This window comes from Paenibacillus antibioticophila, assembly GCF_000455265.1.
Classification (GTDB): domain Bacteria; phylum Bacillota; class Bacilli; order Paenibacillales; family Paenibacillaceae; genus Fontibacillus; species Fontibacillus antibioticophila.
The window spans coordinates 1,147,147-1,155,849 of sequence record NZ_HG005139.1; the positions used below are offsets into that span (position 1 = coordinate 1,147,147).

Genomic DNA, 8,703 nt, shown 5'->3' on the forward strand with positions numbered 1-8,703 from the left:
CTTATGCCCTTCCTACGTAATTAATATAGTTCAACTTATATAGCATTTTCAATTCGAAAATGTCACAAAACAAACAAAAACAACAAATATAATCTTTATTTCGTTGACAACAAAGATTTACGCGGATAGGATATAAGATATAAACACAGAGAAACGGGCAGGATGGCGGAATTATTGCTTCGTCAATTTTTATTAGGGAGGCTGGTCAAATCATGAGTACGCATGTGTATTATGTTCCACCGGTTAATCTGATGGGCAAGGGCTGTCTGAAGGATATCGGACCTTACATTCAGGAATTGGGCTTGAAAAAAGCGCTGGTCGTGACCGACAAATTTCTGGTTCAAAGCGGAATCGCAGGCAAAGTAACCGCTGTGCTTGATGACATCGGCCTGGATTATGCGCTGTATGATGATGTTAAGCCAAATCCTACCTGCAAGAATGTTCATGACGGACATGATTTTCTGACCGTTAACGGCTGTGACAGTCTGATTTCGATCGGCGGCGGCTCACCGCAGGATACAGCCAAGGCCATAGGCATTATCGCCACGAATGGAGGACATATCTCCGAATACGAAGGTGTTCATAAGTCCAAATCTAAAGCGTTGCCAATTGTAGCCGTGAACACAACGGCCGGTACTTCAGCCGAAGTTACGATTAATTATGTTATCACGGACGAGGATCGCAAGGTGAAGATGGTGATGGTGGATAAAAATAGCCTGGCCTCGATCTCCGTCAATGATCCCGAGCTGATGGTCGACAAGCCGGCTGCACTGACTGCGGCAACAGGGATGGATGCCTTGACTCATGCGATTGAAGCACTCGTTACGCCGGGCTCGTACCCCGTGACAGATGCTACCGCGCTTGCAGCGGTCGAGTTGATCTTCAACAATCTGGCCCGCACCGTAAAGAACGGTCATGATATCGAAGCCAGAGAACAAATGGTTTATGCGATTTTTCTGGGCGGACTTGCTTTTAATAATGCAGGACTTGGCTATGTCCACGCGATGGCTCACCAGCTGGGCGGAGTGTATGACCTGCCGCACGGCGTGTGCAATGCGATGCTTCTCCCGATCGTGGAGGAAGAGAATGCGAAGGTTGTACCGGAGAAATTCAGGAAAATTGCCCAAGTCATCGGTTATGATATTCAAGGAAAGAGCGACAAGGCATGTGCGGATTATGTGATTCAGCGGATTAAGGACTTGGCCGCGGAGGTCGGCATTCCGACCAAGCTGTCTGAGCTGGGTGTCAGCGATCCTGATCTGGATCTGCTTGCGGAGAATTCGATGAAGGATGCCTGCGCACCGGGCAATCCCTTCCTTCCTACGAAGGAAGAAGTTATTGCGATGTTCAAAAAAATCATCTAGGAGATTGTTTCTATGACCCATCATATTGCCGTTGATATCGGCGCCTCTAGCGGAAGATTGGTGCTGGGAACGCTTCAGGACGGGAAAATCAGATTGAAAGAAATCCATCGCTTCGCCAACGGGTTCCAGGAGCGGGACGGCTCCTGCTTCTGGGATATCGATTATCTGTTTGGTGAGATTATCTCCGGACTTGTAAAGGCAAAGGCGGAGGGAATCGGGCAATGCACACTGGGGATCGATACCTGGGCCGTGGATTATGTGCTGCTGGATCAAGCGGGCAATCGGATTCAGGAGGTCTACGCTTATCGCGACCGCCGGACCGAGCAGGCCATGCAGCTTCTGGCAGAGTTCATCCCGCCTGAAGATGTCTATAGCAAAACGGGTATTCAGCAGCTGAACTTTAATACCCTGTATCAGTTGTTCGTGCATGACCGTGAAGAGCTGTCTCGTACAGACAGCATCCTGATGGTGCCGGATTATTTATACTACCTGTTGACCGGGAAAAAAGGAAACGAAACGACGAATGCTTCGACGATGCAGCTGTTGAATCTGGATACGCGCGATTTCGATACCGAGCTGTTGGAACTGCTTGGCTTGCGCAAGGAGCAGTTTCCGGGATTAATTGAACCAGGGACTGAGCTCGGCTCACTTCGTCCGGAGCTCATGGAGCAGTACGATCTGCCGGAGTGCTGTGTCATCGTGGCCGCAACGCATGATACCGCATCAGCGGTGCTCGGAGTTCCGGCAGCCAAGGGGCGTCATGCCGCCTACCTCAGCAGCGGAACCTGGTCATTGCTTGGGGTTGAACTGGCTCAGCCGCTGAATGATGCCAAAGCGATGGCTGCGAATTATACGAATGAATGGGGAGCATATGGTACCTTCCGCTTCCTCAAGAACATTATGGGGCTTTGGCTGATTCAGGAGGTCCGCAGGCTGGAAGGCAATCGATACAGCTTTGCGGAGTTAGCTGATCTTGCTGCAGCAGCTGAGCCTTTTCGGAGCTTGATTCCTTGTAATCATGACCGATTCCTTAACCCGGAGCATATGATTGAGGAAATTCAGGAGGCCTGCGAGCAATATGGCGAGCCTGTTCCGGAGAGTATTGGGCAAGTGGCGCGCTGCATCTTTGACAGCTTGGCACTGTCCTACCGCAGTTATTTGGAGGAGCTGGAGCAGTTGACCGGTGAATCGTTGGATATCCTGCAGATCGTTGGCGGGGGAGCGAACAATAAATTGCTGTGTCAGCTTACTGCGAATGTGCTGGGACGAGACGTCTCGGCCGGACCTACCGAGTCGACAGCGCTCGGAAATCTGGCTGTTCAGGTGATCAGTAGCGATGTACTCCCGGATATTAAGGAAGCGCGAGAAGTGATTTTGAACTCATTTGATATTAAGTATTACAAGCCGGAGCCAATTCAGGATTTGGACCGGATTGTCGAGCGCTGGAGCAAAGTGAACAAGACAGCCGAAGCACAGAACAACTGAATCGGAACATTTGAAACAGAAGGAAGGGGACTAGCAGCATGAATCAAAGCGTAGTCAATAGCTATAACGAAGCGAAGAAGTTGTATGAATCCCACGGGATTGATGTAGATCAGGTCTTAAAGCAGCTGTCGGAGATTAAAATCTCTTTGCATTGCTGGCAGGGGGATGATGTTCGGGGCTTCCTGTTCCGCGACAAGGAGCTTAGCGGCGGCATTGCCGTCACAGGCAGCTATCCGGGGCGTGCAAGCACTCCGCAAGAGCTGCGCGAGGATCTGGAGAAGGCGCTATCCCTTATTCCGGGCAAGCACAAGGTAAACCTGCATGCCATCTACGCAGATACGGATGAGCAGGTCGATCTGGATGAGCTGGAGCCGCGCCACTTCGAGAAATGGGTGGAATGGGCGAAGGAGCAGGACTTGGGTCTTGATTTTAACCCGACGTATTTCTCCCACCCGAATGCTGCAGACGGTTTTACCTTGAGTCATGCGAACGACGAGATTCGTGAGTTCTGGATTCGTCATGGCAAGGCTTCCCGTAAAATTGCCGAGCATTTCGGCCGGGAGCTGGGTCAGACCTGCTTCACGAATTTCTGGGTACCGGATGGCTATAAGGATACGCCGGTGGATCGTCTGGCCCCAAGACAACGGCTGGCGGCCTCGCTGGATGAGATTTTCAGCGAACCGATTGATGAGCAATTCAATGTGGACGGCGTGGAAAGCAAACTGTTCGGTATCGGCTCGGAGAGCTATGTAGTAGGCTCGCATGAGTTCTATATGGGATACGGAATATCGCGCGGCAAGGCCATCACACTGGATGCGGGGCACTTCCATCCGACCGAGGTGATCAGCAACAAGCTGTCGTCGATCCTGATGTTCAGCAAGCATTTGCTGCTGCATGTCAGCCGTCCGGTTCGCTGGGACAGCGACCATGTGGTCACCATGGATGATGAATTGCTGGAAATTGCTCGTGAGCTGGTTCGTGGAGATTTACTGTCGAAGACAAGTCTGGGTCTCGATTTCTTTGACGGCAGCATTAATCATTTGGCTGCTTGGGTAATCGGAACGCGGAATACAATCAAGGCGCTGCTGCGCGCCATGCTGGAGCCGGTGGAGGAACTGCGGAAGATTGAATTGGCCGGCGACTATACCTCACGCTTGGCTTTGGTTGAAGAATTCAAGTCCTATCCGTTCGGAGCCGTATGGGATTATTACTGTGCTTCGCAAGGCGTGCCTGTCAGGGAGCAATGGCTCAACGAGGTGAAGCGGCACGAACAGGAAGTATTGCTGAAGAGATAAATGAGCTATTATCCATTATCTAAGGAGAGAGAAGAAATCATGACAACATCTCTGATTGAAACGTCAGGATACATCGGAAGCGCGGAAGCTCCTTTTATTCAGGAAATGGCCGAGATTACCCATCATATGTGGACCCTGGGCTGGGATGAGCTGAACGGCGGCAATATCAGCTATTTATTGGATGAAGAGGAAGTTGGCAAGTACATTGATATCCACACCTCTTTACGCTCTCTGGATCTTGCCTTCCCGGTAAAGGAATTGGCCGGCAAATACTTTATCGTCACCGGATCGGGCAAATACTTCAGAAACGTAATCAAAGACCCGGAAGCCAACCTTGGCGTAGTGCGTGTATCTGCGAGCGGCGAGCAAGTAGAAATTCTGTGGGGACTGCGCAATGGGGCAAGACCAACCAGCGAGCTGGCCTCTCACTTTATGAGCCACATCGAGCGTCTGAAGGTAGATCCGAAGCATCGCATCGTGCTGCATACCCACGCTACCAATGTCATTGCCATGACATTTACCCATGAGCTGGATGAGTCGAAGTTCACCAAAACCTTGTGGCAGATGTGTACGGAATGTCTTGTGGTCTTCCCGGATGGCATAAGCATCCTGCCTTGGATGGTTCCGGGAAGTAATGAAATCGGCCGGGAAACGGCCAAGAAGATGAAGGATTACCGCGTAGTCATCTGGCCGCATCACGGCATCTTTGGCACAGGCGCTACCATGGACGAAACCTTCGGTTTGATCGAGACCGTGGAGAAGGCTGCTGCAGTATATAATTTGATCGGCGGAAGAGAGATCAAGCAAGTGATTACCGATTCGGAGTTGGCCGATTTGGCTAGGGCGTTTGGAGTGGAGCCGAAGGCTGGGGTTTTGGGGTAGTGGGGTTAGTGTGAGATGATGGAGAAGTATTTTGACTCACGAAGTCAATCTCAAGAAGAAAAAGTAATCAATTAACGACAAACCTATTATTTTATCACTATAATTTATAGTCAACGATTAGTAGGTCCACAGACTTATCGGTGGGCCTATTTTCATACCAGATTTCACCAAACTTATGATATAGTAGAAAGAATCTAGGCGGAATTTAGAAATTTCAGAAGAATGATCAAAGGGATCATCAAATAGTGCGGGCAAATAGTCCTTTGAATTGTTTGAATGGTTCTATTATAGCCTGAGGTGGTCGAATTATGGCTAAAACGTATTATGCAGAAGGTCGGCAAGTAGCCTATGTCCTCCGGGGCCTATTTATTCTTGGAGGTTTGGGAATCTATTTCAGCATTCCCGGTTTACATTGGGGATTCTTCTTTGGAATCCTGTTTGGTTCCGTTATTCTCGGTGAAATATTCGGCGGCATGTGGACTCGTAAGCGGCGAAAGGACAAAAAGGTAAAGAAGTCCAGCCGCACGAGTGGAGTGAGGCAAGTCAGTACAACCAAAGCTAAGAGTAGAGTACACAATACATCGGCTAAGGCACCCATGAAGAAGTTGACAGATGCACAGCTTCTAAAAGCAGACGTAAGAACTTTGTCCGGCACGGATTTTGAGAGATTGATGGAGCTATATTACATAGATCAAGGCTACACCGTACAACGAGTCGGCGGTTCCGGCGATCACGAAGTGGATTTGATCCTCAAGGGCAAAGAGGGGTATAAAATCGCCGTGCAATGCAAGCGCTGGAAGCAGGATGTCGGAAATGACATTGTGCTGCGGCTCAAAGCCGGTAAGCAAGTACATGGCTGTTATGATGCTTGGATAGTGACGACGAGCAATTTTACGAAGGCGGCGAAAGAGGCGGCAGATAAGCTTAATATTAAGTTGATTAATGGGTTGTCGTTGGATGAAAGGTTGAAGAGATGGGATCGGATTGCCAAGTGAATTACGCTAAGCATTTAACACTTTGTGATTTATACTTATCTTTTCGATTAACGTCAATACATTGATAGTACTTTCTGGAACAACCGCAAGTCTGCTTTTATTTAATTCTCGTCTTGCGTAAACGAAAGTAATGAAGTAGATCATCCAATTTTTTTAAAAGACCTCCAAAAGTATAAGAAAAGCTAGATAATCAGTTTGAACTAGATGTATATTGGCATCTAAATGAATTAATTCCTAATGCAAAACCATTTGAAATGTACACTTGGGTCAAATTCCAACTGTTGGAATGAAAAGCAAGGTAATTCTTCCAAGCTAAGTGGACGTCATTATGATTCATGAGAATGAAATGTTTGTTATTGAATGCAAAGAAATTCGCTTACCGGCTCATTTCAATGCAAAACTAGTTCCCTTGGTTAGAAGAGGCTTTTGAAATCGCCAAGCGCGACAACAATCCTGTCTTCCTTTCTGTATAGCTAATCTGTTGATTCACACGTACCTGTCATTGATGAGAGGTTCGTGAAATTAATTTTGTTAAAAATGAATATTGGTAGGAGTATTTTTGTGGTGTAGGAAAAAATAAAATATTCTTCCATTTTTTAATAATATGACTATAGTTTATAGGTACAAATTAAGTTATTGTTTATTCGTTTATTTAATTCCATTTTGTAGAATGACAAACTTCCTAAATATTATTTTATAGGAAAGCACGCACAAAATTTGATAAAAGAATGAAACGTATAATTTATAATAAATTGCAAATAGATAAAACTATTGAAATGTATTGATATCTTGCTGGGGTGAAATTTATGATAGATACATCAGATCTGCAAAAAACATTCAACGATTTAGTTAACTTTAATGAAGAAAACGTCAAAATTAAAGTAGTAATAGAATTATTTAACAGGTTGGGTTTTGAACGAAATAATTTTATTTTTGAACATCCTGTGTTTCATAGGGATAAAAGAGTTGATTTTATTTATGAAGATGAAAATAAATATCCAGTTTACTTTGAAACTAAAAGAGGTGATAAAGACCTTTCCAATAGAGATATTGTTCAATTAGCGGGTTATTTGCACATTAGAAATATTGAATGGGGGTTTTTGTGTAACGGTCAAAGACTTATTTTAATTAATGATAAAATCCAGCCTACAAGTCAAACTGAATCTTCCTTACAAGATAAAATAGTATTTGATATTAATATTTACTCTAAGAGAGATAAATCAATTTTGAATTTAATTACTAAAGAAGCTCTATTACAATCAAAAATCACTAATTTTTATAGAGATATTGCTCAATTTAGAGCAATAAAATTTCCGTTAGGAAGTAAGAGTTGGAGCGTCTATAGAAGTACATTAATGGGCTTTTTTAATTTTTATTCAGAACGTGTGAATAAATACAGAAAATTGGATGAAATACTCATTGATGATTTTGAAGAATATCTAAGAAATGATCAAATGAAAAAAGTCAATTCTAAGAAAAGTGTTAATTCAGAGCAAACTTTCAATAATAAATACTCACATTTACGTTCGATGTTAATAGAACTGAAGAAGAATGGAATTATTCAATCGCATCATTTTGATCAAGAAAGAAAAACGATGATTAGAATTCTTGATACTATGAATGTATCAAAATCTACTGAATCTCTAAGTTTAGAAAATTTAAACACTATTCTTGATTTCTTGAATGAATCAGATACTTTTGAAAGAGATATTTTAATAATACTATTATGTGTGTTTCTAGGGCTAGAACGATCCACCATAGTATCGTTAAAGTGGAGTATGTTTAATTCTCAATTAACCCAAATTAATCTATCAGATAGAATGTTGTGTCTGCCAACTCGTATTACTCGCTACTTAAAACGGCTGTATGAGGAAAATAAGAGAAATGGGATTAAAGGGGATTATTTATTTTATACAAGGTATTGGAGAAAATACAATTTATTAAGTGAATCTACGGTTAATTTGATATTTGATAAACTACAGAAAATAGATGAAGGTAATTCTAAGTGGAAAGTGTATTCACCGCAATTTATTCGAATGAATTTACCCAAAATCCTATTTCACAATGGATTTGCAATTGAAGAAATTTCTTATCTTTTAGGCATGGATCTGCAAAGTCTCTCAAACTTGATTACACATGAGGATATAATATCAAAGGTTAAATTGATTGAAAATAATCAAATAAATAAACATCCATTTGGGGAGATTCTAAAGTAGTCACACGCCATTCTATAACATATTCACGCTGTGAATCTGATGGCTCAGTACTTAGAGGATTTAATGATATAAAAAATAACTTTTAAAATATCCCTGATGCCCAGAGAGAAATTTCGGATAAGAATCAATATATTCTTATTATCAGCCAACCCCAATAAATAACTCAGCTCTACGGATATACTTCTGATCAAAATCGTATTCGTCATGCAGGTATTGACTTTGCAGGGGCCTCTATAGAAGATGCAAAATATATGTTGGTGTCTTGTTCTGGATTTGTTAATTATATTATTGAGAAATGGGAGAAAAATAATTCACTTGATTAGTAGATAAATCAGTAGAGTTTTAAGGGGAAAAGTTACTTGAGATAGTTATAACAAATCATTTTAGGGGAAGGTAGTTTTTTTGTGTTCGGCAATGTTCAAGAAGATTCTATTATTAGTTTTGAGGTGTATAATATGGATAATTT

General features: G+C 43.5%; 6 protein-coding genes. All 6 read left to right on the forward strand.

The window, feature by feature from the left end:
- The first annotated feature begins 212 nt into the window (after window positions 1–212).
- The 6 genes from TX85_RS05035 (at window position 213) to TX85_RS05060 (ending at window position 8,237) form a co-directional block, all read left to right on the forward strand.
- Entirely contained in the window at window positions 213–1,364 is a 1,152-nt protein-coding gene (locus tag TX85_RS05035; RefSeq protein ID WP_044478014.1) for an iron-containing alcohol dehydrogenase, read from the forward strand.
- A gap of 12 nt (window positions 1,365–1,376) precedes the next feature.
- Window positions 1,377–2,849 (forward strand): rhamnulokinase, encoded by a 1,473-nt coding sequence (rhaB, locus tag TX85_RS05040; protein ID WP_044478015.1) that lies wholly within the window; start codon window positions 1,377–1,379, stop codon window positions 2,847–2,849.
- Window positions 2,850–2,887: 38 nt separating this feature from the next.
- Window positions 2,888–4,144: an L-rhamnose isomerase gene (gene rhaA, locus TX85_RS05045; RefSeq protein ID WP_044478016.1), complete on the forward strand. Its 1,257-nt coding sequence runs from the start codon at window positions 2,888–2,890 to the stop codon at window positions 4,142–4,144.
- 39 nt (window positions 4,145–4,183) lie between these two features.
- Window positions 4,184–5,026 carry a rhamnulose-1-phosphate aldolase gene (gene rhaD, locus TX85_RS05050; RefSeq protein WP_044478017.1) on the forward strand — a complete coding sequence of 281 codons (843 nt, stop codon included), beginning with the start codon at window positions 4,184–4,186 and terminating at the stop codon, window positions 5,024–5,026.
- A 308-nt stretch (window positions 5,027–5,334) separates the two neighbouring features.
- Complete coding sequence (locus TX85_RS05055; RefSeq protein WP_044478018.1) at window positions 5,335–6,021, forward strand: restriction endonuclease; 687 nt, start codon at window positions 5,335–5,337, stop codon at window positions 6,019–6,021.
- An 806-nt stretch (window positions 6,022–6,827) separates the two neighbouring features.
- Window positions 6,828–8,237 (forward strand): tyrosine-type recombinase/integrase, encoded by a 1,410-nt coding sequence (locus TX85_RS05060; protein ID WP_044478019.1) that lies wholly within the window; start codon window positions 6,828–6,830, stop codon window positions 8,235–8,237.
- Window positions 8,238–8,703 lie beyond the last annotated feature (466 nt).